The following is a 23,758-nucleotide window of genomic DNA, read 5'->3' as shown; positions in this document are numbered from 1 at the left end:
GACTTCCAGCGAAACGCGGACCGCCTCAGCCCACTTGCTGCAGTTCAAACAGCGGCGCCGGCTGCAGCAACGGCAGCAGCCAGTGGTCGACCAGCAGGAATGCGAACAGCGCCATCAGGTACACGATGGAGTAGCCGAATACCTTCATCGCATACAGCTCATCGGGCGGGTTCATCAGCTTCCACGCGTGCCAGATGAACATCGCGCCCAACACCAGCGCGCCGCCGAGATAGAACCAGCCGCTCATGCCGGCGGCGAACGGCAGCACCGTCACGACCACCAGCAGCACGGTGTAGAACAGGATCTGCCAGCGCGTGTATTCCACGCCGTGGGTGACCGGCAGCATCGGCACCATCGCCTTGCGATAGTCCTCGCGGCGGAAGATCGCCAGCGCCCAGAAATGCGGCGGCGTCCACACGAAAATGATCAGCACCAGCAGCAGCGCGTGCGCCCAGTCCCATTCACCCTGCATGCCGGTGATCGACGACCAGCCCAGCAGCGGCGGCGCCGCGCCGGCAATACCGCCGATGACGATGTTCTGCGGCGTCGCGCGCTTGAGGAACACGGTGTAGACCACCGCGTAACCGATCAGCGAGGCGAAGGTCAGCAACGCGGTGATGACGTTGACCCACAGCGCCAGGATCAGCATCGACGCCGCACCGAGCACCAGCGCGAACGCCAGCGCCTTGCGCGGGGTGATCTGGCCGACCACGATCGGACGCCACGACGTACGCGTCATCTTCGCGTCGATGCGCGCGTCGAGCAGTTGGTTGATCGCCGCCGCGCTCGATGCCGCGAGCCAGATGCCGAGGAAGCCGAGCAGGCCGCGTCGCGTTTCCTCCAGCGTCGGCACGCCATCGATCGCGAGCAGCATGCCCACCAGCGCGGTGAACACGATCAGCGCGACGACGCGCGGCTTGGTCAGGTCGAAGTATTGGCGGAAGGAAGACGACATTCGGATCCAGGTGTAGGCGGGTCTCGACCCGCCGGGTATTGGTGTGGCGGGTCTTGACCCGCCGTATTGGCATCAGGGTAGCCGGCGGCGGGTCAAGACCCGCCTGAGGCGACACCTGTTTTTCAGTGCTCCGGCGCGCGCAGCAGCGCAAGCAGCGACACCAGCACGAACAGCAGCAGCGCCGCGCCGCCGTTGTGCATCACCGCCACCGGCAGCGGCAGGCCGAGCTTGACGTTGGCGATGCCCAGCGCGACCTGCGCCAACGCCAGCAGGCCCAGCAACACGCCCCAGCCACGCAGGCCGGGTGTGCGCAGCAACTTTCCGGCGAAGACCATCAGGTAAGCGAACACCACCATCGCCATCATCCGGTGTGCCAGCTGGATCGCGATGCGCGATTCGCCGTCGAGGACGCCGCCTTCGTAATCCACGCCGACGCCGCGCCAGAGCACGAAGCCTTCGCGGAAATCGTGCGCCGGCCACCACTGGCCCACGCACTGCGGGAAATCATTACCGCAGGCGAGCGCGGCGTAGTTGGCGCTGGTCCAGCCGCCCAGCGCGATCTGCACGCCCAGCAGCACCACACCGACGATCAGCCAGCGCCGCAGCAGGTGGGCTTCGGCCTGTCGGATCGGTTGGTCGATCGCCTGCCAGGCCATCCACGTCAGCAGTGCGAACGTGGTCAGGCCGCCCAGCAGGTGCCCCATCACCACGATGGGCTTGAGCAGCAACGTCACCGTCCACATGCCCAGCAGGGCCTGGAAGATGATCACAGCCAGCGTCAGTACGGCCGCGCGGGAGAGGTCGGTATTACTCCAGCGCCACGCCGCGAACAGCAGCACCGCTTCACCGCCCACGGCCAGCAACGACGCCGCCGTGTGCTGGCCCTTCATGTACAGCGGTATCGCGATCGCCACCAGTACGGCCGCCAGGACCACCTGCAGCGTGCCGCGCGTGCGGCGTCGCGACGCCAGCAACGCCAGGGTCAGCACCAGCACGCCGAGCGCGCCGGCGATCATGCGGTGGCCCTGCTCGCGCCAGGCCTTGTGGGTTTCGAAGGGACGGATTGCGCTGGCGGCGTGCGCGCTGACGTCCTGCGCGGCGGCGGGCCAGGTGGCGCGGCCATAGCAGGTGGGCCAGTCGGGGCAGCTCAGCCCGGCGTTGGACAACCGCACGAAGGCACCGAACACGATCACGCCCAGCGCGAGCGCGACCGCAAGCCATGCGATGCGATGGAAGTGCCGGTACAGCGTCGGCTTCAGGAACGAAATCGGAACACTCATGCGGGGCGTGCCTTACTTCAGCTTGAGCAGCTTGGCCAGGTCGGAGCGCAGGTCTCCCGGATCGAAGCCGGCAGCGTAGCGCAGAATCACGAACCCGTTCGGATCGATCACGTAGACCGGCACGCCACGGCCGTGTGGCGTGGTGGTGATGTCCACGCGAGGCAGCTTCATCCGCAACGGCGCGTCGGGCTGCAGCAGGCGCAGGTTCTGCAGCGGCGGGGCACCCGCGGGCAGCGCGCACGGGAGCTGCGCGCACAGCCACAGGATGTCGACGCGCTCGGCTTCCGGCCCCAGCACCTTCCACACGGTGTCAACGTTGCGCGCGATCGAAGCGCATTCGTCGCCGCAGTCGGCCGGCGGCGCCAGCGCGATGCGCCAGGTGCGGTTGATTGGTTCCCAGCGATACGCGCCACCGTCGAGCAGTTTCGGCGTCAGCGTGCGCAGGTCGGCCGGCGGCTGCAGCAACTCGCCCTTGTTCTTCATGCCGCTGGGGCGCCAGCCGGAAAAGCGCAGCACGCCGGCGAAGATCAGGCTGCCGAAGAAGACCGCGAAGATGCCCAGCAGCATCATCCGGTTGCGATTGCGTGAGGCGTTATCGGGTTGCATTGGAGCGGGCCTTGCGGAAAGTGAGGATCAACGCGGTGACCAGCACCGCGATGGCGAGTGCGAACCACTGCACCGAGTAGCCGCGGTGTTTTTCCGGCGGCAGCGTGTTGGCCAGCAGCGTCAGGTCGCGCTCGTAACCCAGCGGCATCGCGGGATCCAGCCGCAACACGCGCGGCGCCAGCGGTACCGACAGGCCGGTATTGGCCGCGATCACCGCCGGCTCCACCCGGGTCAGCACCCAGCCGTCGTCCTGGCGCGCGATACCGCTGCCCAGGCGCAATCCCGGCGACGGCGGCGCCACCAGCAGGCCGCGCACGGTGACGCGACCTGAGGGCAGTGCGATCGCAGGCATCGCGCGGTTGGCCGGCAGTGGCAGCCAGCCTAGGTCGACCAGCAGCGGCGCACCCGCGCCAGGCCCGCCGGCCCCCTCTGGCACAAAGATGCGGTAGGCATGCACGCCGGCACGACCGTCACGCTGCTGGTTGTCCAGCCACAGCGGACCGCGTGCGTCGAACGTGCCCTCGCCCTCCGCCCAGTCGTACGCGTGCATGCGCGTGGCATCTGCCGCCTTCGCCAGCGGTACGGCCCGGCGCTCCTGCAGCACCTGTGCGACCGCATCGAGCATCGCCTGCTTTTCCACCGCGCGATGCGCCTGCCAGATGCCCAGGCGCACGAACAGCGCCATCGCCAGCACCGCCAGCGTCCAGCCCAGCACGAGGTTGCCGCGCCGGCTCACCCGCGCCCGCCGACCGGCTGCGATAATGCCGGCACGCACACACACGCCTGGCGGCGCGGGAGCATTGCCATGAAAACGCTGCTGATCATCGCCGTCCTGATCCTCATTCTCTGGAACCTCGGTGCCGGCCTGTACTACATGATGGTCGACAAGGGCGAGAGCAAGCGCACGGTGAATGCGCTGACCCGCCGCATCGCGCTGTCCGTCGCGCTGATCCTTGGCGTCATCATTGCCGCCAAGATGGGTTGGATCGAATTCCACGGCGTCGGCCGGAGTCCGTAAACCCGACCTTCCGCCGGTGGTTCGCCTGCGGACACCGATTCGATGACTCGGTCCGCGATGTGGCCCGAACCGGCGGCCTAGTGCCCTGAACCCGACTCCCGTAAACCGGGGGCGTCACCCGAACCCGAAAATGCGAAGGGCTGAGCGCTTCACCAGCGCCCAGCCCCACGTGTCCGCTCGTCGTCGTTACAGCACGTACACGAACAGGAACAGGAACAGCCACACCACGTCGACGAAATGCCAGTACCACGCCACCGCTTCGAAGGCGAAATGGTGGTCGTTGCTGAAATGGCCCTTGGCGCAACGGAACCAGATGATCGCCAGCATGATCGTGCCGAGCGTCACGTGCGCGCCGTGGAAGCCGGTGAGCATGAAGAAGGTCGAGCCGTAGATGCCCGAACCCAGGGTCAGGTTGAAGTGCTTGTAGGCTTCGATGTACTCGCTGCCCTGGTAGTACAGGAACGTGCAGCCCAGCAGCACGGTTGCGCCCAGGAAGATCAGCAGCGCCTTGCGATGGCCGGCCTTGAGCGCGTGATGCGCGATGGTCACGGTCACGCCCGAGGACAGCAGGATCAGCGTGTTCAGCAGCGGCAGGCCCCAGGCCGGCACGGTCTGGAAGCTGCCACCGACACCGGCCGGGCCGTTGGTCGGCCAACCGGCAGCGTAGCCGTCCCACAGCAGCGCGTTGGTCATCACGCCATCGCCTTCGCCCGACAGCCACGGCAGCGCCAGCTGGCGTGCATAGAACAGCGCGCCGAAGAACGCGGCGAAGAACATCACCTCGGAGAAGATGAACCACACCATGCCCATGCGGAACGAGGTGTCCACCTGCTTGTTGTAGTTGCCCTTGATCGACTCGCGGATCACGTCGCCGAACCAGCAGAACAGCACTGCCGCCATCAGCGCGATGCCAACGAAGAACACGTTGTGGCCCCAGCTGACTTCGTTGAACCAGCTGGCCAGACCGACCATGGTGGTGAACAGCGCGATCGAGCCGAGGAACGGCCAGCGGCTGGAATGCGGCACGTAATAGTGGTTGGCGTCGGGGGCGTGAGCTTGGCCCATGGCTGTCGTTCCGTTTGGAGTGCTGCGAAAGTGAGGTTTGGATCAGATCTGAACTAGGGCGCTGCGCGCGAAGCAGGCGTGGAGCCGGCCAGCTTCGCGGTCAACGCTTCGTTCTTGAAGAAGGTGTAGGACAGCGTGATGGTCTGCACGTCGGCCGGAAGGTTCGGATCGACAATGAAGCGCAGCGGCAGCTCGCGGGTTTCCCCGGCCTGCAGGGTCTGCGCGGTGAAGCAGAAGCATTCGGTCTTGCTGAAGTAACCCGAGGCGCGCGCCGGTGCGACCGATGGCGCCGCGCTGCCGACGATGGCGCGCGCGCTGGTGTTGGTCGCCGTGTACCTGGCGTCGTACGGCTCGCCCACGCGGACCTTCATCGACTGTTGAAGTGGCGCGAATTGCCACGGCAGGCGCGAATTGACGCCTCCATCGAACTGCACCAGCACTTCGCGCTGCGTCGACGGTGCAACCGCGGCCTTGCCTTCAGCGGCAGTACGCTCCAGGCGGATGCCGAACACTTTCTCGCAGGCCACCCGGTACAGCGGGATCAGGCTGAAGCTGAAGGCAAACGCCGCCACGGCGACGAGCGCCATCCGGCCGATGCCACGGGTCTGCTTCGGCGCGTTCACTTCGACAGCCCCACCAGCGCGATGAAACCGACGTAGACCACCACCGCGGCCACGGCGATCCACAGCGCGGTGCGACGCGCGCGCTTGCGGCGCGCGTCGGCCTGGTCCTGTGGCAGCTGTGCTTGCGGGTTCATCGCGGTATGCAGGCGTGTCAGTGCGCGATCAGTGCGTGATGTCGCCGTGGGCCAGGTCACCGTCGCGGATCACCGGCGGCACCGTGAACGTGTGGTGCGGCGCCGGGCTCGGCACGGTCCACTCCAGGCCACGGGCCGATTCCCACGCACGCGGCTTGGCCAGCTCACCGGCGACCTTCGAGCGCCACAGGATGAAGGCCATCATGAACGGGGTCAGGAACATGCCGAACGCGCCGATCGAGCTGACCATGTTCCAGTCCGCGAACACGACGTTGTAGTCGGGGATGCGGCGCGGCATGCCGGCCAGGCCCAGGAAGTGCTGCGGGAAGAACAGCAGGTTGACGAACACCATGGTCCACCAGAAGTGGAACTTGCCCAGGGACTCGTTGACCATGCGGCCGGTCCACTTCGGCCACCAGTAGTACACGCCGGCGATGATGCCGAACAGCGCGCCGGTGACGAGCACGTAGTGGAAGTGCGCGACGACGAAGTAAGTGTCGTGGTACTGGAAGTCCGCCGGCACGATCGCGAGCATCAGGCCCGAGAAGCCGCCGATGGTGAACAGGATCACGAAGGCGATCGCCCACAGCATCGGCGTCTCGAACGAGATCGAGCCGCGCCACATCGTCGTGACCCAGTTGAACACCTTCACACCGGTCGGCACCGCGATCAGCATCGTGGCGAACATGAAGTAGATCTCGCCACCGAGCGGCATGCCGACGGTGAACATGTGGTGCGCCCACACGATGAACGAGAGGAACGCGATCGAAGCGGTCGCGTACACCATCGCCTGGTAACCGAACAGCGGCTTGCGGCTGAAGGTCGGGATGATCTCGGACGCCACGCCGAAGGCGGGCAGGATCATGATGTAGACCTCGGGGTGGCCGAAGAACCAGAAGATGTGCTGGAACATCACCGGGTCACCGCCGCCGGCGGCGTTGAAGAACGAGGTGTGCGCGAACTTGTCGGTCAGCAGCATCGTCACCGCGCCCGCCAGCACCGGCATCACCGCGATCAGCAGGAACGCCGTGATCAGCCAGGTCCAGCAGAAGATCGGCATCTTCAGCAGGTCCACGCCCGGGGCGCGCATGTTGAGGATGGTGGCGATGATGTTGATCGCGCCCATGATCGAGCTGATACCCATCATGTGGATCGCGAAGATCGCGAACGCGGTGTTGTTGCCGCCCTGCAGCGACAGCGGCGGATACAAGGTCCAGCCGCCGGCCGGCGCGCCACCCGGAATGAACAGGGTCAGCAGCAGCAGGGAGAAGGCGAACGGCAGGATCCAGAACGACCAGTTGTTCATGCGCGGCAGCGCCATGTCCGGCGCGCCGATCTGCAGCGGCACCATCCAGTTGGCCAGGCCGACGAAGGCCGGCATCACGCCGCCGAAGATCATGACCAACGCGTGCATCGTGGTCATCTGGTTGAAGAATTCGGGATTGACGAACTGCAGGCCCGGCTTCATCAGTTCGGCGCGAATCACGACAGACATCGCTGCGCCGATGAGGAACATGACGAAGCTGAAGATCAGGTACAGCGTGCCGATGTCTTTGTGGTTGGTCGAGAAGAACCAACGCTCGATGAAGCCCTGCTTGTGATCGTGGGCGTGATCGTCGTGGTGATGGTCAGCGTAAACGGCCATGGCCTACCTCAGGAATGCTTTGACGATCAGGCCGCGGCCGCGGGAGCGGCCGGAGCTTCGGTGTTCGGGGTTGCGGCGGGAGCCGCTTCGGCCGGTGCTGCGCCAGCCGGCGCGGCCTCGGCAGGTGCCGCAGCAGGCGCGGCCGGAGCCTGAGCCGGCGTGTTCTTCGCCTTCTGCTCGGCCAGCCACGCGGTGTATTCGGCCTTGGGCAGCACGCGCACGACGATCGGCATGAAGCCGTGGTCCTTGCCGCACAGCTCGGCGCACTGGCCGCGGTACACGCCCGGCTTGCTCACGCTGGTCCAGGCTTCGTTGACGATGCCCGGGATCGCGTCCTGCTTCCAGCCCAGCGCCGGCACCCACCAGGCGTGGATGACGTCGTCGGCGGTGATCACGAAGCGGACCTTCGTGTCGGCCGGCAGCACCAGGGCGTTGTCGACGTCGAGCAGGTAGTTCGGGTGGTTCGCCGTGCGCGCGTCGACGTGGCTCTGGCGGATCGAGTCGCTCTGGCGATCGAGACGGCTGGTGAAGCTCACGCCTTCGCCCAGGTACTCGTACTTCCACATCCACTGGTAGCCGGTGACCTTGACGGTCATCTGCGACTCGCGGGTGTCGTACATCCGGATGAGCTTGCTCGTCGCGGGGAACGCCATCAGCACCAACAGCGCCACCGGGACCACGGTCCAGATGATTTCCAGCTTGGTGCTGTGGGTGAAGTCCTTGTCCGCGACCGCGCCCTTGGAGTGACGGAACTTGAACATCGCGTAGAACATCGCGCCGAACACCAGCACGCCGATGACGACGCAGATCCACAGCGCCAGCATGTGTGCCGAATACGCGTTGGCAGATTGCGCCGTCACGCCTTCGCTCATGTTGAGCTGCCAGCGGTGCGGTGCGTTGGTCCACGTGTCGCTGGCGGCCTGCGCGAAGGCGAGCAGTGGAGTGGCCATCGCGGCCATGCCCATTACCCAGCGTCCCGCGGTCCGAAGCTTGCTACGACCGGCTTTCATCAGTTCGAGCCCCGAAAAGATCAGTTGATTCATGTGTCGAACCGCAGCTGCCTCGGCTGCGCGGCCCCGCAGGGCGACGCCGGCTCCGGCGGGGGAGCCGCGCGGAAGGAGGTGGCTGGCAGGTACCGGCCCAAGTACGCCATCCAGGCTTGTCTGGATGACCACAGGTCCGGCCCCGTCACGCCGGAGGCATGCCCTTCACGGACACCAACCCCACGAGCGCTGCGGAATAACCGCGAAATGGTAGCGACCGGGCCCCCTCGGGGCAACCCGCGCGACGTGATTGGACCCGCCAAACCGGTTCGCCGTGCGCCCGGGAATGGCCAGCATCCCCCAGCCGCGGGCGCCGCCGGGGCGCGGCCGAAGCTCTAGACTATGCGGCTTTCCACCGCCTGACGCGGGCCCGATGACCGACCAAGCCTCCCCCGCCCCGGCCCTGCCGGGCGCGCTGATCCGCCCAGAGCTCCCACCCCCGCCCTCCGGCCCTCGCGCCGCGATCACGGCGGGCTGGGTGCGCGACGAGTCCGCCCACGTCCGCCAGCTGCTGGAGCAGGCCCGCCTGCCCGAGGACGACCGCCTCAAGGCGCAGGACACCGCGGCCGACCTGGTCCTGCGCGTACGCGCCCGCGCCAAGGACCAGGGCGCGATCGAAGCCTTCATGCGCCAGTACGACCTGGGCAGCGAGGAGGGCGTCCTGCTGATGTGCGTGGCCGAAGCGCTGCTGCGCATCCCCGACCAGGACACCGCCGACAAGCTGATCCGCGACAAGCTGGGCGACGCGGACTGGAAGAAGCACATGGGCCAGTCCGACTCGGTGCTGGTCAACGCCTCGACCTGGGGTTTGATGCTGACCGGCCACCTGGTGAACCTGGCCGACGACACCAAGCGCGACGTGCACGGCGCATTCAGCCGCCTGCTCGGCCGCGTCGGCGAGCCCGTCATCCGCCTCGCCGTGCGCCAGGCGATGAAGATCATGGGCCACCAGTTCGTCATGGGCCGCACCATCGCTGAAGCGCTGGCACGCTCGCAGAAGGGCGACAACGCCAGCTACCGCTATTCGTTCGACATGCTCGGCGAAGGCGCGCTCACCACCAAGGACGCGCTGCGTTACCTGCAGGCGTATCGCGATGCGATCCACGCGATCGGCAAGAGTGGCGACTACACGAAGCGCGAAGTCTTCGGCGTGCCGTCGATCTCGGTGAAGCTGTCCGCGCTGCATCCGCGTTACGAGCACGCCAAGCGCGAACGCGTGTTCGCCGAGCTGGTGCCGCGCGTGCTGGAGCTGGCGCAGCTGGCGAAGTCGTACGGCATCGGTTTCACCATCGACGCCGAGGAATCCGATCGCCTCGAACTCTCGCTCGACGTGATCGCCGCGGCGTTCGCGGATTCTTCGCTCGACGGCTGGGAAGGTTACGGCCTCGCCATCCAGGCGTACCAGAAGCGCGCACCGGAGGCGATCGACTTCATCGCCGATCTCGCCCGCAAGCACGGCCGCCGCATTCCGGTGCGCCTGGTGAAAGGCGCGTACTGGGACAGCGAAGTGAAGCGCGCGCAGGTCGATGGCCAGCTGGGCTATCCGGTGTTCACCCGCAAGCCCAACACCGACGTCAGCTATCTCGCCAACGCACGCAGGATGCTCGAGGCGGGCGACGCGATCTACCCGATGTTCGCCACCCACAACGCGCAGACGATCGCCACGATCCACCAGCGCGCGAAGTCGATGGGCCGCGCCAAGCACTTCGAGTTCCAGAAGCTGCACGGCATGGGCGACGACCTCTACGCCGAAGTCATTCCGGCCGAGCGCCTGGACGTGCCGTGCCGCGTGTACGCGCCGGTCGGTTCGCACGAGGACCTGCTGCCGTACCTGGTGCGTCGCCTGCTCGAAAACGGCGCCAATTCCAGCTTCGTCAACCGCATCACCGACGAGACCGTCGCCATCGACGACCTCATCCGCGATCCGGTCGAAACCGTTTCCGCATTCGAATCCATCGCGCATCCGCGCATCCCGCAGCCTGTCGATCTCTATCGCAGCTACGGCATTGAGAGGAGCAATTCCATGGGCGTGAACCTCGCCAACGACGATCAACTGCGCACGCTTGCCGAGCAGGTCAATGCCGCCGCCAAGGACAGCTGGCGTGCTATTCCGCTCGTGCCGGGCGCTTCGGTCGCGGGACCCGACATTGCAGTGACCAACCCCGCCGACCGTCGCGAAACCGTCGGCCAGTGGCAGGCCGCCGACAGCGCCACCGTCGAGCTCGCACTGAAGAATGCCGTCGCCGCGCACGAGACCTGGAACACGACGCCCGCCGCGTCGCGCGCCGCGATCCTGGAACACGCCGCGAACCTGCTCGAACAGCGCATGCCGCAGTACATCGCGCTGTGCACCAAGGAAGCGGGCAAGACCATCCCCGATGGCGTCGCCGAAGTGCGTGAAGCCGTGGACTTCCTGCGCTACTACGCCGCGCAGGCGCGCGCGCTGTTCAAGCCCGAAGCGCTGCCGGGCCCGACCGGCGAATCCAACACGCTGCAGATGAGCGGCCGCGGCGTATTCGTGTGCATCTCGCCGTGGAACTTCCCGCTGGCGATCTTCGCCGGGCAGATTTCCGCCGCGCTCGCCGCCGGTAACAGCGTCATCGCCAAGCCGGCCGAGCAGACCAACCTGATCGGTTACTACGCAGTGAAGCTGCTGCACGAAGCCGGCGTTCCGGAATCAGTGCTGCAGTTCCTGCCAGGCGACGGCGCCACCGTCGGTGCCGCGCTCACCCGCGACCCGCGCGTCGCCGGCGTCGCCTTCACCGGTTCGACCGACACCGCGCGCGCGATCAACCGTGCGCTCGCCGCACGCGATGCCGCGATCGGTGTGCTGATCGCCGAAACCGGCGGACAGAACGCGCTGATCGCCGATTCGTCCTCCCTGCCGGAACAGGTGGTGAAGGATGCGATCTCCTCCGCGTTCACCTCCGCCGGTCAGCGCTGTTCGGCCGCGCGCGTGCTGTTCGTGCAGGACGACATCGCCGACAAGGTCAGCACCATGCTGGCCGGCGCGATGAACGAGCTGAAAGTGGGCAACCCGGGCCTGCTCTCGACCGACGTCGGCCCGGTGATCGACGAGGATGCGCTGAAGATGCTCAAGGACCATGCCGCGCGCATGGATGCCGAAGCGAAAAAGATCGGCGAAGTCGCGCTTGATGCGGACGCGGCGCACGGCAGCTTCTTCGCTCCGCGCGCGTACGCGATCCCGTCGATCGACATCCTGCACAAGGAAATCTTCGGCCCGGTGCTGCACGTGGTGCGCTGGAAGTCGGACCAGCTCGACGCGGTGATCGATGCGATCAACGGCACCGGCTATGGCCTAACGCTCGGCATCCATTCGCGCATCGACGAGACCATCGAGAAGATCGCCTCGAAGGTGAAGGTCGGCAACTGCTACGTCAACCGCAACCAGATCGGTGCGGTGGTCGGCGTGCAGCCGTTCGGCGGCCAGAACCTCTCCGGCACCGGCCCCAAGGCCGGCGGCCCGCACTACCTGCCGCGCTTCACCACCGAGAAAACCATCACCGTCAACACCACCGCAGCGGGTGGCAATGCATCGCTGCTGACGCTGGGCGACTGATCGGGCGCTTGGGGCAGGTATCGACCCGCGGGGATAAATCCTGCGATGGCGGGTCAATACCCGCCCTGCCGTGGCTGCGAACCTTCGCATCGACGATCCAAAGAAAAAGCCCCGCCGAAGCGGGGCTTTTCTTTGCAACCGTGGTGCGGATCAGAACTTGAACTGAGCGGCGATGCCGAACAGGTTCGCGTAACCAGTGAACTCGCCCTGCAGCGAGGAGCCGCTGGACGAGGTGTGGTTGATCTTCGGGTCGTCGATGCTGATGCGCTGGAACGCCGCGTCGACGCTGATGGCCTGGGACACGTTCCAGGTGGCGCCGACCGAGAACAGCTTGCGGTCGTTGTCAGGCAGGCGCGGGGTGCGCGTGTCGGTGTGGGTCGGGGAATCGTCCGTGGCAACGCCCACGCGCAGGGTGATGGCATCGTTCAGGTCGAACTCTGCACCCACCGAGTAGAAGTCGGTGTCATTCCAGGCGAAATCTTCGGCGCCAACCACCGTGCCATTGGCACGGGTGACCACCACCGAGCGCAGCGACGACCAGTCGGTCTTCTGGTAATCGAAGAGCAGGCGGGCGCCGTCGGTGACGTTGTAGCGGACGCTGAGGGTGTCGATGCTCGGGGTGGTCAGCTTGGCGCCGCCGTCGCTGTCAGCCACGCGCGGCCCCAGGACGGCCGACACCGCGGCCGGCGTGGTGAAGTCGATCTTGCCGGTCAGGTCCTGGTCGATCTCGGAGCGGTGCGAATAGCCGATGGTCCACTTGTCGGTCGGCTGCCATTGCGCGCCAAACAGCCAGCCGATACCGGTGTCATCGCCATCGACGCTCAGCACGCCGTCGGCACCCTGCGGGTGGAACGGGAAGGCCGGGTTGAGGCAGTTCAGCGGATTGCCGGAGCCCGCGCACAGGGCGGTACCGAAATCGACCGCCTTGGTCAGCTTGGCTTCGGCGCGCTCATAGATCAGGCCGACGCCGAGGGAGAAACGATCATGCAACTTGACCGAGGCCGACAGGGTCAGGTCGACGGTCTTCACTTCCGAGTGCAGCGCTTCATAGCGGCCGACCCAACCGTTGTCGTATTCGGTCTTCAGGCCGAACGGAGCGCCGATGCTGGCACCGAGGGTCAGGCCTTCCAGCGCGCCGTGCATCGGGAACACCGCTGCGATGTTCGGGACCGCGGTCGGGTCGCCCGGGTCGCCGCCGTCGCCGCCCGTCAGGGCCGGAGCAGCCGGACCGAATGCAGCAGCAGCGCGGCCGCCGCCATCGAAGTTGGCGGTCAGGTCAATCACGGTGACGTCGGCGCGCATGGCGTTCTTGTCGAAGCTCGACATTGCGGCCGGGTTGAGCGAAACAACGGTGGCGTCGTCATTGAACACGGCGCTGCCGGCATTTGCGCGACCGAGATTCCTGACGCTCTGCTCGCGCAGCTGGAAACCGCTGGCCTGTGCCTGGCCGAAAGCCAGCACGCCGGCGATACCCAGTGCCAGCGCGCTGAAGGTGTAACGATTTGCATGGTTCATGCGTGTACTCTCCAATGGACTCTGAAATTTTCTTTCTTGTTCCCAGGTCGTCTGCGCGGTGCTCGGCCAGGCCGCCCCCGACGCGCGCCGAGACCCCTCCCGACGTACGACACCGTATGCACTATAGCGTGGGTCTTAACCGGATGCTAACAAGCCTTGCCGGTTGCCGAAACCTCTTTCTTTTACGTGTTGCGACGCAGCAAAACGGTGTTGCGCCGTGAGCATGTTCGTCTCCATCCCTTCCCGGCAGAAGGCTCCGCTGCGCTGGGCCGTACCGGTCCTGTTCGTGCTGTTGTGGCTGTGCTTCTTCAGTTCGACCGTGCTCCCCGACCCCGCCCAGAAGCGGCTCCTGCTCGACTGGGGCGCGCTCTCAGGCGGACTGGGCTCGCCCGGCGACTGGCTGGATTCGCTGCGCGACGGTCGCATCCTGCGTCTGTTCACCGCGCTGTTCCTGCATGTGTCCTGGGCCCACCTGCTGGGCAACCTGGTGTTCCTGCTGATTTTCGGGCTGTCGGCCGAGCGCGCGATGGGACCCTGGCGGTTGCTGGCGCTGTTCCTGCTGGGCGGCGCGGTCGCCAACCTGGCCGCGGTGATCGCCATCGGCACCCCGGACCGGCTGATCATCGGCGCCAGTGGCGCGGTGTCGGCACTGATCGGCGCCTACCTGGCGCTGTTTCCCGGCGCGAAGCTGGGCGTCGTCGTGCCGCTGGGGCTGTTCCTGCAATTCGTGAAGGTGCCGGCGGCGCTGCTCATCGGCGTGTGGGCCCTGCTGCAACTGGTGTTCACCTTCGTCGGCCCGGCGTTCGGCGCGGTGGCCTGGTCGGCGCACCTGGCCGGGTTTGCGTTCGGGGGCGTGTTCGCGCTGATCGCGAAAGCCGGCATTGCACGACGGATGCGGCGCAAGCGCGGGTTTTGAAGGCGGGCCCTGAGGCGCGATCGAGGGGTTCGGGATCAGGACGGATCGGAGAGCCGGACTTGGGAAGCCGCCACCCGGCCCCATCCTGCATGCACACGCTGATGCGATGCCAACTTCCCGAAGACCCTACGCCATGAAACCGCTCTACAAGATCACCTTCCTCAACGCCGGCAGGATCTACGAGCTGTACGCGCGCAAGGTCAGCGCGGGCACGCTGTGGGGTTTCACCGAGATCACCGAGTTGGTGTTCGACCTGCACGACGGCGTGGTGATCGATCCCACCGAAGAACGGCTGCGCGACGAGTTCGGCAACACCCGCGTATTGCACCTGCCGATGCAGAGCATCGTGCGCATCGAGGAAGTTGAGAAGAAAGGACAGTCGGCGATCCGCGATGCGACGACCGGCGAGAAGGTCGTCACGCCATTCCCGCTGCCGGCAAAGCCGCGCTGATCAAGTGTAGTGCCGGACAACGCGAGGTTCGCGGCCCGGCATGAAAGACAAGTCCCTGGCCTTCGGATCGAGGATGACGTCAAGGAACACGGGCAAACAGGCAGGTCATCGCCAGGATAACCGCGCCCGGTCAGTCACGTGGTCGCGACACTGCATGCCGCGACCCGCAATCAGCCCTTCGGTGGCGCCGCCTTCCGTGCCACCACCGGCTTCTTCAACTCACTCAATGCCGCTGCGATCGGCGCATCGCCTTCGAGCACTTCGCCGGCGTTGTCGCCGGGTTCGTCGCCTTCGCTGGCCAGGTGGCCGCGCAGGCTGGCCTCGGTGTAATCGGGCTTGCCGCTGGCGCCGTTGGCCGGGTGCACGATCACGTCGGGGACGATGCCGAGCGCCTGGATCGACTTGCCGCTGGGGGTGAAGTAACGCGCGGTCGTCAGCTTGACCGAGTCGCCGTTGGGCAGTGGCATCACCGTCTGCACCGAACCCTTGCCGAACGTGCGGCTGCCGACGATGCGCGCGCGGCCGTTGTCGTGCAGCGCACCGGCGAGTACTTCGGAAGCGCTTGCCGAGCCCGCATCGACCAGCAGCACCACCGGTGCGCCGCCGCTGCGATCGCCGGGCGTGGCGTTGAACTGGGCGTCGGAAATCTTCACCCGGCCGCGCGTGCTGACGATGGCGCCCTTGTCGAGCAGGCTGTCGGCGATCTGCACGGCGGAGGTGAGCAGGCCGCCGGGATTGCTGCGCAGGTCGATCACCAGGCCCGCGAACTTGCCGCCGGCCTGGGCCTTCAACTTGTCGAGCTGGCGTTCGAAATCGGCCGCGGTATCGGCCTGGAACGAGGCGATGCGCAGGTAGCCGTAACCGGGTTCGAGCATCCGCGATTTTACGCTGGCGATGCGGATGATTTCGCGCTGCAGGGTGACGTCGAACTGCTTGGGCGTGCCTTCGCGCGCGATGGTCAGCACCACCTTGCTGCCGGGCTCGCCACGCAGCGGGCCGGAACTGTCGCCCTCGTCCGGCTTGAACGACTTGCCGTCGATCGCGGTGATCACGTCGCCCGACTTGATGCCCGCGCGTGCGGCCGGCGTGTCGTCGATCGGCGCGATCACGCGCAACGTGCCGTCGTCCTGGCGCTGCAGTTCCACGCCGATGCCGCCGTAGGAGCCGCGCGAGGATTCGTCGAATTCCTCGGCAACCGCTTTTTCCATGTACGTGCTGTGCGGATCCAGGTCGAACAGCAGGCCACGGATCGCCGACTGCATCAGCTTCCTGTCGTCGATGGGTTCGACGTAGGCCTCGCGGATGGCGTTGTAGACCAGCACGTAACGCTTGATCTCATCCAGCGGCACTTTCGAAGCGCTGGTGTCCTCGGCGTCGGGCGACTCGATCGGCGCAGGAGTCGATGCGGGCTCGTCCGCGGGCGGCGCCTGCTGCGCGTGGACGGGCAGGATGGCGACGGCAAGGGCGAGGGCGAGGACGCTGGAAAGCGGGTGGCGCGGACGCATGCGGAACACTCCGGAGAGAACGAACAACGTTTGGACCGCGCGAATCGACGCGGGTTCGCCCCAATATAGGCGCTGGCGTGGCGGATGGAAGCCCGGTATCCGGCTGGGGTTCACGTTGTGGCGGCCGATACGGGCCGCGGGGTGTCGCGTCGATTGATGCCATCGATTCGACGTCATTGATTCCATGCGCACCGCTCCGCCGACTGCATCCACTGGCGACCAGGAGCACGGGCACGCCAGTCACCCGTGGCCATATCCCCCGCAGGGCCGGGGGTTGATCACGTGATTTCAGCGCCGCAGCCAGGTATTGGGATTCACCGGCTGGCCGTTGCGGCGCAGCTCGAAGTACAGCGCCGGGCGACCATGGCCGCCGGACGAACCGACCGTGGCGACGGCATCGCCGCGGTGGACGGCATCGCCCGCGTTCCTGAGCAGCGCGTCGTTGTGTGCGTACAGGCTCATGTAGCCGTTGCCGTGGTCGACGATCAGCAACAGGCCATAGCCGGTCATCCACTGCGCGTAGACGACCGTGCCATCGGCAACGGCCTTGACCGGGGCACCGGCGTTGGCGGCGATCAGCAATCCGGAACTGGCGCGACCGTCGGGCATGGTGCCGCCGAAGCCCGCCAGCAGCGCACCCGACAAGGGCCAGCCCAGTCCACCGACCTGCGGTGGCGGCGCGCTTGCGATCACCGGGGTGCGCGACGTGCTGTTTCCTGCATTCCGTGCCGGATCGCGCGTGCCCGACGCCGCCCGACGTCGCGCCTCCCGCTCGGCCTTCGCAGCGGCCGCGCGACGCTGCGCTTCCGCACGTGCCGCCGCGGCGCGCAGCTGCTTCAACAGGCTTTCCAGGCCCTGGGCATCACGCCCCAACGCCTGTTCGCGCGTGCGGCGGTCCTGGTATCTCTCGTCCAGTTGCGCCACCAGCACGGCGCGGCTGCGGCGATCGAGCTCGAGCTGGTCCAGTTGCTGGCGCTGCGCTGTCCGCGCACGGTCGAGATCGGTCTGGCGCGCGACGATCGACGTCTCCACCGCGTCCAGTTCCTGCAGTTGCGCGCGCAGCTGCGCGATGCGGGCGGCGCGGTCGTTCTGCACGTAGCGCTGGTAGGTGAGCACGCGGGTGGCGTCGGCGACGCGGTCCCGCGCCAGCAGTGCCTTGAGCGGCGCGGCTTCACCCTGGGCGTAGCTGGCACGCAGCAGGCGGGCGAGTTCCTCGCGCCGCGCCGCCATCGTGGACTCCATCGCCGCGCGTTGTGCGCGCAACTGGACGAGGGCGGCGCGGTCGCTGAGCAGTCGCGCTTCGGTGTCGTGCAGGGCGCGATTGGACTTGCCGACTTTCTCGTCGGCAGCACGCAGGCTGCGCGAAGCGTCACCGCGCTGGTCTTCGATCCGGCGTCGCTCCGCGGCGACCTGTTGCAGCTCGCGTTTGACGCTTTCCAGCTTGCGCTGCGCGTCGCGACTGTCCTGCGCGGCGACCGGCAACGCCGCTGCCAACGCGAAAGCGATCACGAAGGCGCTGGCGACCGCTCGGATGCCATGCCATCGCAACCGCATGCCGCCGCAATCGCGACGCAACGGCGGGACCATCTTCGCTGTCGTCGCGCGGACGAATCGCGCGGCGCTGGAAAGGGTCGGCACTGGACTCATGCGTCGGGCGTGCTCCGCTGGCGTGATTGCGCTGGGCTTGCTGTGATCGGGCTTGCTACGGAATTCCGCGCCCAAGATAACCGGTGCACTGGTCGTGTGGCGCGGCGGCCGATGCCCAGACCAGCAGGTTCAGGCCAGCAGGCTCTGGCCGCTCATTTCCGCAGGCTTGTCCAGGCCGAGCAGGTCGAGGATGGTCGGCGCCACGTCGCGCAGTGCACCGCCATCGCGCAGCGTCGCCGCCTTCGGCCCCATGTACACGAACGGCACCGGTCCAACCGTGTGCGAGGTGTGCGGCTGACCCGTGTCCGGATCGCGCATCATCTCGACGTTTCCGTGGTCGGCGGTGACCAGCAGCGCGCCGCCGACGTCGTGCACGGCTTTGGCGATGGCACCGATGGCCACGTCGACGGCTTCGGTCGCCTGGATCGCCGCGGCCAGGATGCCGCTGTGGCCGACCATGTCGGGGTTGGCGATGTTGCAGATCGCAACGTCGATGGTGCCGGAGCGGATCGCCGCGGTGAGCTTTTCGGTGACTTCGGGGCAGCTCATTTCCGGTTGCAGGTCGTAGGTTGCGACCTTCGGGCTGGGCACCAGCACGCGCGACTCGCCTGCATAGGGGTCTTCACGGCCGCCGCTGAAGAAGAACGTGACGTGGGCGTACTTCTCGGTCTCGGCGATGCGCAGTTGCGTCAGTCCGTTTGCCGCCAGCACTTCACCCAGCGTATTGCGCAGGTCGTCGGGGGCGAAGGCGACCGGGGCCGGAAGCTTCGCGTCGTATTCGGTGAGGCAGACGAAGCGCGACAGTTTCGGACGGCGCACGCCTTGGTCGAACCCATCGAACGCCGGCGCCACGAACGCCGAAGTGAGCTGGCGCGCTCGGTCGGCACGGAAATTCATGAACACGATGGCGTCGCCATCAGCTACCCGCGCGCCGTCGCCGATCACGGTGGGTACGACGAATTCGTCGTTCTCGCCACGGGCGTAGGCGTCGCGCAGCGCGGCGAGCGCGTCCGCGGCGACGTGATCGGCACGCGCTTCGACGATCGCGTCCCAGGCGCGGCGCTGGCGGTCCCAGCGCTTGTCGCGATCCATCGCGTAATAGCGGCCGCTGACGCTGGCGATGCGGACGCTTCTACCAGGCTCGCTTCCAGCCTGCGCGCACACGGCTTCAAGTTTCTCAAGGCTGGGCTGCGCCGACTGCGGCGGCATGTCGCGACCGTCGAGGAAGGCATGCACGGCAACTTTCGCCACGCCTTCACGACGCGCGAGTTCGATCATCGCGAAGATGTGGCTCTCGTGGCTGTGCACGCCGCCGGGTGACAGCAGGCCCAGCAGGTGCAGGGTGTTGTGGTTCGCATTGGCGGCGGCGCAGGCGGCGCGCAGTTCGGCGTTGGCGAAGAAGCTGCCGTCCTCGATCGCGGCATCGATCCGGGTCAGGTCCTGGTAGACGATGCGGCCCGCGCCCAGGTTCATGTGCCCGACTTCGGAATTGCCCATCTGGCCATCGGGCAGGCCGACGAAACGGCCTTCGGTGTGGATCAGCGTGTGCGGGTTGGCGGCCAGCAGCGCGTGCCAGTTGGGCAGCTTGGCCTGGGCCAGGGCGTTGTCGGTCGGGTCATCGCGATGGCCCCAGCCGTCCAGGATCAGCAACACGACGGGTTTGGGGCGCGAAATCGACGACACGAGGGCATTCCAGTGACTTGGGGCAGGGGCAAATTGTAGCGGAGCGCGGTATTTGACTTACCCAGAACCTGTCAGCGCCATCCGGACAGGTCATGTAACAGGCACTAAACCCATCCGCTTGCCGGCGCATCCAACCCGGCACGCCCATCCGGAACGACAGGAACCCTTGCCATGCAGATGTCCCGCCTTGCCGTCGCCCTCTCCCTGACCCTCGCCCTGGCGCTGCCCAGCGCCGCCGCAATGGCCCACGAAGACGACGACGACCACGACGTTTCCAAGGTCAACGGCAGCATTTCCGTCGGCGACAACCAGACCCGCGGCAGCCTGGACACGGTCAATGGCAGCATCCGCATCGGCGCCGGTGCCCGGGTCGAGAGCGCGGAAACCGTCAACGGCAGCATCAACGTCGCCTCCGGTGCGCATACAGGCACGCTGGAAACCGTCAATGGCAGCATCCGCGCCGAGGACCACCTCACCAGCAGCGGCGGACTGAGCACGGTCAACGGCAGCGTGTTCGTCGGGCGCGGCGGCAATGTCGATGGCGACGTGGAAACCGTCAACGGCGCGATCGGCCTGGTCGACACCGACGTCTCCGGCGGCCTGGAGACCGTGAATGGCGATGTCACCGTCGGCATCGACTCGCACGTACGCGGCGGCATCCACTACGAAAAGCCGACGCAGCAGTGGATCAGCTTCGGCAAGCGCAAGGATCCGCGCGTGGTGATCGGCCCCAATGCCGTGGTCGACGGACCGCTGGTGTTCGAGCGCAACGTGACGCTCTACGTGCATTCCACCGCGAAGACTGGCGCGATCACCGGTGCCAAGGCGATCCGTTTCGAGACCCCGACGCCGCCGGCGGAGTAACACGTGCGCCGCGTGCCGCCTTTTCGGAGGCGACACGATTGGCCTGCAATCTGCATGGATGCGGCAAGGTGGATGGGCACGGCGGCCTACGGGCCGCTGGCTAGAATGGGGGCCTGCATCGCGGCCGGAGGCCCCATGAAAACGTTGTTCACCTCGAGCGCACTGCTGGCGACGCTGGCGTTGTCGGCCTGCGGCCAGCGCGACGCCTCGGCGCCGGTGGCCACCGCGCCAACCACACCCGCTTCGTCGACGGCGCACGCGTTCAAGGCGGCGATCGACGGCGATGACTTCGTCGAACGCGTCCGCACGCTGGCTTCGGATGAATTCGAGGGCCGCGCGCCCGGCAGCGTAGGCGAGGATCGCTCCGTCGCCTACATCGAGTCGCAGTTCAAGCGCCTGGGCCTCAAGCCGGGCAATGGCGACAGCTACTTCCAGACCGTGCCGATGGTGGAGACCACCGCGGACGAAAGCGTGACGCTGCACCTGGATGTCGACGGCAAGCCGCGCGACCTGAAGTTCGGCACGGACATGGTGATCGGCACGCGTACCGGCAAGCCGGAAGTGGTGCTGAAGGACAGCGACCTGGTGTTCGTCGGCTATGGCGTCAACGCGCCCGAGCAGCAGTGGAACGATTACGCAGGCATCGACGTCAAGGGCAAGACCGTGGTGATGTTCGTCAACGACCCGGGCTTTCACCAGCAGGATCCGTCGCTGTTCGAAGGCAAGCGGATGACCTACTACGGGCGCTGGATGTACAAGTTCGAGGAAGCCGCGCGCCAAGGCGCCGCCGCTGCGCTGATCATCCACGACACCGAAGGCGCGGCCTACGGCTGGGACGTGGTGCGCAACAGCTGGAGCGGCGCGCAGTTCGACCTGCGCGTCACCGACGATCCCGCCCCCCGTCTGCCGCTGCAGGGCTGGCTCAGCGGGGACGCGGCGCGATCGTTGATGGCGTCGCTGGGACAGGACCTGGACAGTTTGTACAAGGCCGCGGGGAAGCGCGGCTTCAAGTCTTTCGCGCTGAAGGCGAAGGCGTCGGTGACGCTGAAGAGCGCGATCAGCGAGAAGGCCTCACGCAACGTGATCGCGCGACTCGATGGCGCCACGCATCCTGACGAGGCCATCGTCTACATGGCGCACTGGGACCACCTGGGTGCCCACGGCAGCGACGCGCACGGGGATGCCGGTGGACACGGCGATAGCGTCAATGGCGACGACCGGATCTACAACGGCGCCGTCGACAACGCGACCGGCGTGGCAGGGATCCTCGAAATTGCCGAGGCCTTCGTCCACCAGCAGCCGGCGCCGGAGCGCTCGCTGGTCTTCCTCTCGGTGACGCTGGAGGAGTCCGGACTATTGGGATCCAAGTACTACGTCGCCCATCCAGCCATTCCGCTCGACAAGACTGTCGCAGTGGTGAACCTGGATGCGATGCCGGTGATCGGCCGGGCGAAGGACATGACGGTGGTTGGTTTTGGCAGCTCGCAGCTCGAGGACCTGCTCAAGGTGGAAGCCGGCAAGCAGGGACGCGTGCTGCACGCGGAAGCGACACCAGAGGATGGTTTCTATTTCCGCTCCGACCATTTCAACTTCGCAAAAGCGGGCGTCCCCGCGCTGTACGCGAAGGGCGGCGACGATCTGATCGAAGGCGGCACGGCGGCGGGCCAGGCAGCGCAGGTGGACTATCGCGACAACCGCTACCACAAGCCCGCCGATGAGTACTCCGCATCGTGGAAAGTCGACGGCGTGGTCGAGGATCTGCAGGCGCTCTACGCCGTGGGCAAGGATCTCGCGGGCAGCCAGCAGTGGCCGACCTGGTATGAGGGCAATGCCTTCCGCGCCGCGCAGCAGAAGCTGCGGTCGACGGCCGCCCAGTAACCAGGATTGTGTTTGCTTTGGCGGCGCCTCCGGGCGCCGTCAATGCTTGTGGGGTAGGCTGCCAGCGTCCAACAACCCGAGGGGAAGGAAATGACGCTGGCTACTGCTTACTGGTGCGTGCTGATCGCAGCATTCCTGCCGTACGTCTGGGTCGCCGTTTCCAAGGGCAGCGGCGAGCGCTACGACAATCGTGATCCGCGCGGTTGGGCAGCGCGACAAACCAACCCGCGCGTACATCGCGCCAACGCAGCACAGCTCAACAGTTACGAGGCGTTTGCGCCGTTCGCCGCGGGTGTGATCCTCGCCCAGCTGGCGGGCGTACCGGCAGACCGGATCGCGTTGCTGGCGGTGCTGTTCGTTGTGTTCCGCGTGCTCCATGGACTGGTCTACATCGCCGGATGGCAGCATTCCCTGCGCAGCCTGGTCTGGTTCGGCGCGTTCGCGTGCGTGGTTGTTCTGTTTGCGCAGGCTGCGATGCTGGTTGGCTGATCACGGGAGCTTAGTCGCGCTTCGGGATTGCTGATTGCAGCAACGAAGTAGCCATGGACGGCCGAGCAATGCAGCGCCGCGCTTCGCCTTGCCTTGCCTTGCCTTGCCTCGCAAAGAGCTTGTGGGAGTTTCCAACGCGCAAGCGGCTATGACCACGCGGATTCGTTCGGATCGCGGGTGCGATCTGCCAATCAACTGACCCAGTGCAGTCGCGGGGCGGATCTGGTGCTGCGGATCCATCGGAGCACTGTTGGCTCTCGAGTCGCTTGAACTCACGCCCTGCGTCCGATTCGCACGTGACCTTTCCAGACAGAGGCAATCGCAATGGCGGTTCCGCGTGACGTCCGGAGAGCGTGAGCTGGTGAAGCTCCTGCGGGGATTCCGCGAGTAAGTCGTCCGGCGATGCGTCTCGCGCCAGCGCGATCTGCCATGACTTGTCCGGGCGTGCGCCAGCATTGACCCAATGAGTAAGTCATGGATTGACAAAGGATTAAGTCAGTCGGCGGCGGGCGGTGTTTGTGGGTTTTTCTTCGGCACAAAAAGAAGCCCCGGTCTTTTGGACCGGGGCTTCGGGGTAAATGCTCAGCGATGACCTACTCTTGCATGCGGATGCACACTACCATCGGCGCGGTTGCGTTTCACTTCCGTGTTCGGGATGGGAACGGGTGGTGCCACAACGCTATTGTCACTGAGCAAGCTGGTGAAGCGGCGCTGTCGCGCCTGCTTGCGTCTTTTGCACGATCGGGATTTTCCCGTTCGGGCGTAAGAATGTGGGAATTGTAGCAAGTTGGTCCTGGAAGGTCACGACGTCGTCGTAAGCCTAAGGCCACTTGAGGTTATATGGTCAAGCCACACGGATCA

19 protein-coding genes, 1 rRNA gene and 1 pseudogene are annotated in these 23,758 nt (G+C 66.4%); 7 read left to right on the top strand and 14 right to left on the bottom strand.

Translation table 11 applies throughout. The features are described 5' to 3' along the window. Positions 1-25 precede the first annotated feature (25 nt). The 4 genes from cyoE to ACYVD7_RS02670 all read right to left on the bottom strand — a co-directional run bounded on the left by cyoE (position 26) and on the right by ACYVD7_RS02670 (position 3,616). Complete coding sequence (gene cyoE, locus ACYVD7_RS02685; RefSeq protein WP_460758788.1) at positions 26-955, bottom strand: heme o synthase; 930 nt, start codon at positions 953-955, stop codon at positions 26-28. Between the two features lie 122 nt (positions 956-1,077). Continuing rightward, positions 1,078-2,235 carry a COX15/CtaA family protein gene (locus ACYVD7_RS02680; RefSeq protein ID WP_460758787.1) on the bottom strand — a complete coding sequence of 386 codons (1,158 nt, stop codon included), beginning with the start codon at positions 2,233-2,235 and terminating at the stop codon, positions 1,078-1,080. A 12-nt stretch (positions 2,236-2,247) separates the two neighbouring features. Next, a complete protein-coding gene (locus tag ACYVD7_RS02675) occupies positions 2,248-2,841 on the bottom strand; it encodes a hypothetical protein (RefSeq protein WP_460758785.1) in 594 nt (197 codons plus the stop codon). Further along, complete coding sequence (locus tag ACYVD7_RS02670; RefSeq protein ID WP_460758783.1) at positions 2,828-3,616, bottom strand: SURF1 family protein; 789 nt, start codon at positions 3,614-3,616, stop codon at positions 2,828-2,830. The genes ACYVD7_RS02675 and ACYVD7_RS02670 overlap by 14 nt, the downstream gene beginning before the upstream one ends. 30 nt (positions 3,617-3,646) lie before the next feature. On the opposite strand from ACYVD7_RS02670, the gene ACYVD7_RS02665 reads away from it, so the two are divergent. Continuing rightward, positions 3,647-3,859: a twin transmembrane helix small protein gene (locus tag ACYVD7_RS02665; RefSeq protein WP_460758782.1), complete on the top strand. Its 213-nt coding sequence runs from the start codon at positions 3,647-3,649 to the stop codon at positions 3,857-3,859. Positions 3,860-4,045: 186 nt separating this feature from the next. On the opposite strand, the gene ACYVD7_RS02660 is transcribed toward ACYVD7_RS02665, so the two are convergent. Genes ACYVD7_RS02660 through coxB form a run of 5 tightly spaced genes read right to left on the bottom strand, consistent with a single transcriptional unit; the run spans position 4,046 to position 8,336 of the window. Beyond that, the gene (locus ACYVD7_RS02660; protein WP_460758781.1) at positions 4,046-4,924 is read right to left on the bottom strand and encodes a cytochrome c oxidase subunit 3; all 879 of its coding nucleotides are present in this window, start codon (positions 4,922-4,924) and stop codon (positions 4,046-4,048) included. 53 nt (positions 4,925-4,977) lie between these two features. After that, complete coding sequence (locus ACYVD7_RS02655; RefSeq protein WP_460758779.1) at positions 4,978-5,547, bottom strand: cytochrome c oxidase assembly protein; 570 nt, start codon at positions 5,545-5,547, stop codon at positions 4,978-4,980. Then, positions 5,544-5,681 (bottom strand): hypothetical protein, encoded by a 138-nt coding sequence (locus tag ACYVD7_RS02650; protein ID WP_460758778.1) that lies wholly within the window; start codon positions 5,679-5,681, stop codon positions 5,544-5,546. The genes ACYVD7_RS02655 and ACYVD7_RS02650 overlap by 4 nt, the downstream gene beginning before the upstream one ends. Before the next feature lie 28 nt (positions 5,682-5,709). Further along, positions 5,710-7,326: a cytochrome c oxidase subunit I gene (ctaD, locus tag ACYVD7_RS02645; protein ID WP_460758776.1), complete on the bottom strand. Its 1,617-nt coding sequence runs from the start codon at positions 7,324-7,326 to the stop codon at positions 5,710-5,712. Between the two features lie 26 nt (positions 7,327-7,352). Further along, positions 7,353-8,336 carry a cytochrome c oxidase subunit II gene (coxB, locus tag ACYVD7_RS02640; protein ID WP_460759771.1) on the bottom strand — a complete coding sequence of 328 codons (984 nt, stop codon included), beginning with the start codon at positions 8,334-8,336 and terminating at the stop codon, positions 7,353-7,355. A 406-nt stretch (positions 8,337-8,742) separates the two neighbouring features. Between coxB and putA the strand changes: the two genes are divergently transcribed. Further along, positions 8,743-11,949 (top strand): bifunctional proline dehydrogenase/L-glutamate gamma-semialdehyde dehydrogenase PutA, encoded by a 3,207-nt coding sequence (putA, locus tag ACYVD7_RS02635; protein ID WP_460758775.1) that lies wholly within the window; start codon positions 8,743-8,745, stop codon positions 11,947-11,949. Positions 11,950-12,099: 150 nt separating this feature from the next. Here putA and ACYVD7_RS02630 read toward each other — a convergent pair whose 3' ends face one another. Beyond that, positions 12,100-13,464: an OmpP1/FadL family transporter gene (locus tag ACYVD7_RS02630; protein ID WP_460758773.1), complete on the bottom strand. Its 1,365-nt coding sequence runs from the start codon at positions 13,462-13,464 to the stop codon at positions 12,100-12,102. Positions 13,465-13,687: 223 nt separating this feature from the next. Between ACYVD7_RS02630 and ACYVD7_RS02625 the strand changes: the two genes are divergently transcribed. After that, complete coding sequence (locus ACYVD7_RS02625; RefSeq protein WP_460759769.1) at positions 13,688-14,380, top strand: rhomboid family intramembrane serine protease; 693 nt, start codon at positions 13,688-13,690, stop codon at positions 14,378-14,380. Between the two features lie 133 nt (positions 14,381-14,513). Next, entirely contained in the window at positions 14,514-14,831 is a 318-nt protein-coding gene (locus ACYVD7_RS02620; RefSeq protein ID WP_460758771.1) for a DUF1820 family protein, read from the top strand. 188 nt (positions 14,832-15,019) lie between these two features. Here ACYVD7_RS02620 and ACYVD7_RS02615 read toward each other — a convergent pair. The 3 genes and pseudogenes from ACYVD7_RS02615 to gpmI all read right to left on the bottom strand — a co-directional run. Further along, positions 15,020-16,336, bottom strand: a pseudogene (locus ACYVD7_RS02615) (S41 family peptidase); the annotation flags it as partial. 288 nt (positions 16,337-16,624) lie between these two features. After that, positions 16,625-17,983, bottom strand: coding sequence for a murein hydrolase activator EnvC family protein (locus tag ACYVD7_RS02610; protein WP_460758769.1), 1,359 nt, complete (start codon positions 17,981-17,983; stop codon positions 16,625-16,627). 129 nt (positions 17,984-18,112) lie between these two features. Then, positions 18,113-19,666, bottom strand: coding sequence for a 2,3-bisphosphoglycerate-independent phosphoglycerate mutase (gene gpmI, locus ACYVD7_RS02605; RefSeq protein WP_460758767.1), 1,554 nt, complete (start codon positions 19,664-19,666; stop codon positions 18,113-18,115). Between the two features lie 171 nt (positions 19,667-19,837). Here gpmI and ACYVD7_RS02600 point away from each other — a divergent pair, with 171 nt between their 5' ends. From ACYVD7_RS02600 to ACYVD7_RS02590, 3 genes are all read left to right on the top strand, one after another. Next, a complete protein-coding gene (locus tag ACYVD7_RS02600; protein ID WP_460758765.1) occupies positions 19,838-20,530 on the top strand; it encodes a DUF4097 family beta strand repeat-containing protein in 693 nt (230 codons plus the stop codon). 135 nt (positions 20,531-20,665) lie between these two features. Beyond that, a complete protein-coding gene (locus ACYVD7_RS02595; RefSeq protein WP_460758764.1) occupies positions 20,666-22,408 on the top strand; it encodes a M28 family metallopeptidase in 1,743 nt (580 codons plus the stop codon). Positions 22,409-22,498: 90 nt separating this feature from the next. Further along, on the top strand, positions 22,499-22,897 hold the full coding sequence (locus ACYVD7_RS02590; RefSeq protein WP_460758762.1) for an MAPEG family protein: 399 nt from the start codon (positions 22,499-22,501) through the stop codon (positions 22,895-22,897). 580 nt (positions 22,898-23,477) lie between these two features. Here ACYVD7_RS02590 and rrf read toward each other — a convergent pair. Continuing rightward, positions 23,478-23,590: ribosomal RNA gene (rrf, locus tag ACYVD7_RS02585) — 5S ribosomal RNA — on the bottom strand. Between the last annotated feature and the right edge of the window lie 168 nt (positions 23,591-23,758).

This window comes from Lysobacter fragariae (assembly GCF_054779775.1).
Note: the sequence above shows the minus strand (reverse complement) of the source record. Positions and strands in the feature narration are given on the sequence as shown.